This window comes from Trebonia sp. (assembly GCF_049794275.1).
Taxonomy (GTDB): domain Bacteria; phylum Actinomycetota; class Actinomycetes; order Streptosporangiales; family Streptosporangiaceae; genus Trebonia.
Genome location: NZ_JBARCR010000882.1, coordinates 1 through 2,335 on the forward strand (window position 1 = coordinate 1; position 2,335 = coordinate 2,335).

The window sequence follows — 2,335 nt, forward strand, 5'->3', positions numbered from 1 at the left end:
AAGTACATCAGCGGGAAGAACAGCACCGTCCCGGCCGCCCCCGCGGACCGGGCGGTGGGCGCCACGGCGCCGATCAGCAGGCCGAGGGCGAGCATCGCGGTGGCGGACAGCACTGCCACCAGGACGAAGCCGGCGGGCTGGCGCGGCAGCGGAACGCCGAAGCCGAGCCGTCCCACGGCGAGGACACCCGCCGTCGCGGCCAGCACCACCACCAGGCTGACGATGAGCTGGGCGGCGACCACCCGCACCGGACCGGCCGGGGTGGTCGCGAGCCGCCGCAGGATACGCCGCTCCCGATAGCCCGCCACCTGCACGGGAATGCCCTGGACGCCGAACACCACGCCCACGAACGCGATGACGATCGGCTCGTAGATGGTGACTAGCGGCACGCCGCCGATATCGGAGGAGGACAGCCCCATGACGGCCAGCAGCGCCATGGGAAACACGAGCCCCCAGAACAGCGCGAGGGGCTCGCGCACCAGCAGCTTGGCCTCCGTCATCGTGAGCATTTTCATGATGTCCTCCGGCCGGTCAGCGCCACGAAGGCGTCCTCGAGGGTGGGCTGGGCTAGTGCGGCGGGGGCGCCGAGCGCGGCGATCCGGCCGTCGCGCATGATGGCGACCCGGTCGCACAGCCGTGCGGCCTCGTCCATGAAGTGGGTGACCAGCACGATCGTCACTCCCTGGTTCCTGATGTCGTCGATGAGCTGCCACGTGTCCCGGCGGGCGACCGGATCGAGGCCGGTCGTGAGCTCGTCGAGGATGGCGATCCGCGGCCGCCCGATCAGCGCGAGCGCGATCGACAGCCGCTGCTTCTGGCCGCCGGACAGGCGGCGGTACCTGGTGTTGCTCTTGTCGGTGAGGTCGAGCTGCGCGAGCAGGCCGTCGATGTCCGCGGGCCGGGGATAGAAGGAGGCATACAGCCGCATCGCCTCCGCGACCGTCAGCCGGTCGGGCAGCTCGCTCTCCTGGAGCTGGACGCCGAGCAGCTGGCGCAGCTCACGCCGGTCCTGCCGCGGGTCAAAGCCCGCGACGCGGATCCGGCCGCGGTCGGGCACGCGCAGCCCGGCAAGGCAGTCGACCGTGGTGGACTTGCCGGCGCCGTTGCGGCCGAGCAGGCCGAAGATCTCGCCCTCGGCGACAGCGAAGCTCACGTCGTCAACCGCGACCTTGGGGCCGTAGCGCTTGCTCAGTCCCTCAACCTCGATGGCCGTCATCGTCCCTCCGCCTCCGTCTCCTTCCTCATCGCGACGATCTCGAGCTGGCAGGACAGCCGCCTGGCGGCGAGGCCCTTCATGGCCGTGACCCCGAAGGCGTACCGGTCGATGCCGGCGCTGGCGACGATGGTGAGTTGCGGGCCGTCCGCCCGCGCCTGCTCGATCGTCAGCTCGACGGGGTGCTCAGCGTCGCGCACGACCAGCCGGCCGCGCACGACCCGCCGTCCGCCGGACTCGGCGACCTGGGTGGACGTGAACGTGAAGATAGGGTGCTCGGCTGTGTCGAGTAGCCGGGCCGACCGGACGGTACGGTCCCGGCCCGGGTTTCCGGTGTGGAAGCTCTCGGCGTCCACGGTCGCCCGCACGGCGGAGTCCTGGACCTGTTCGGCCAGCCGGATCTCACCGGAGCGGAGCCGGAACGTGCCGCGGACGGCGCCGAGGCCGAACAGGTGCCTGGTGCGGAAGGTGATGAGGCAGCGTTCCTCGTCGATCCGGTACGTGCCTGGGCTGAGGGTTTCTGGTACTGAGGTAGTGGTTGTCATGACGGCAGCCTCGCCCGGGGCGGGGACGCCGGGCATCGGCCGCTCGCCGGCTCCCGCATCGACCCGGGCCGGCCCCGTGTCCGACTTTGGTCGGTGTCGCGGCTGGCCATCCCGGCCCTAGCCTGGACGCGTGAGTGAATCGCCACCGCTGCCGGTGATCGCGGGAGCTACGACAGGGATCGGGGCACTGACCGCGGCGACCATCGTGGGACAGGCCAGCTCGCACGAGTCGTCCGGACTGCTGACGCTGGATATCGCGGTGGGGCTCGTAGCCTGCGCCCTGGTGCCAGTGCTACTGCGCTGGCCGGTGCCCGGCGCGGTGGCGCTGGCCGTGCTGGCGGCGCTGTCGCCCGCGGCCACGCCGGCCGCGACGTTGGGGACGCTGTACGTCGCACAGCGCCGCCCCTTCGCGGTCGCCGTGGCGGCCGGCGGCGCGGACGTGGCGGCGCACCTGATCCGCGGCGTGTGGCGGCCGAACGGGTCGCTGCCGTACGCGTGGTGGGCGGTGCTCGTGATCGCCGCCGGGGCGGCACTCGTCGGCTGGGGCCAAGGGGACCGTGCCAGGCAGGCGCTACTC

3 protein-coding genes and 1 pseudogene are annotated in these 2,335 nt (G+C 72.2%); 1 reads left to right on the plus strand and 3 read right to left on the minus strand.

Features of this window, described 5'->3' with window-relative positions; translation table 11 throughout:
• The 3 genes from WA805_RS22725 to WA805_RS22735 form a co-directional block, all read right to left on the minus strand.
• Nucleotides 1-515 (minus strand): ABC transporter permease (locus tag WA805_RS22725; protein WP_425243355.1); only part of this gene is annotated, 515 nt, incomplete at its 3' end.
• Nucleotides 512-1,216: an ABC transporter ATP-binding protein gene (locus WA805_RS22730; protein ID WP_422339826.1), complete on the minus strand. Its 705-nt coding sequence runs from the start codon at nucleotides 1,214-1,216 to the stop codon at nucleotides 512-514. The genes WA805_RS22725 and WA805_RS22730, both read right to left, overlap by 4 nt.
• Complete coding sequence (locus WA805_RS22735; RefSeq protein WP_422279706.1) at nucleotides 1,213-1,758, minus strand: YceI family protein; 546 nt, start codon at nucleotides 1,756-1,758, stop codon at nucleotides 1,213-1,215. Before WA805_RS22735 ends, WA805_RS22730 begins: the two co-directional genes overlap by 4 nt.
• 130 nt (nucleotides 1,759-1,888) lie before the next feature.
• On the opposite strand from WA805_RS22735, the pseudogene WA805_RS22740 reads away from it, so the two are divergent.
• A pseudogene (locus WA805_RS22740) lies at nucleotides 1,889-2,335 on the plus strand (sensor histidine kinase); the annotation flags it as partial.

Bases quoted from the DNA above. Each gene is read 5' to 3' on its own strand.
- WA805_RS22730 (WP_422339826.1), bottom strand. From the start codon at position 1,216: ATGACGGCCATCGAGGTTGAGGGACTGAGCAAGCGCTACGGCCCCAAG.
- WA805_RS22735 (WP_422279706.1), bottom strand. From the start codon at position 1,758: ATGACAACCACTACCTCAGTACCAGAAACCCTCAGCCCAGGCACGTAC.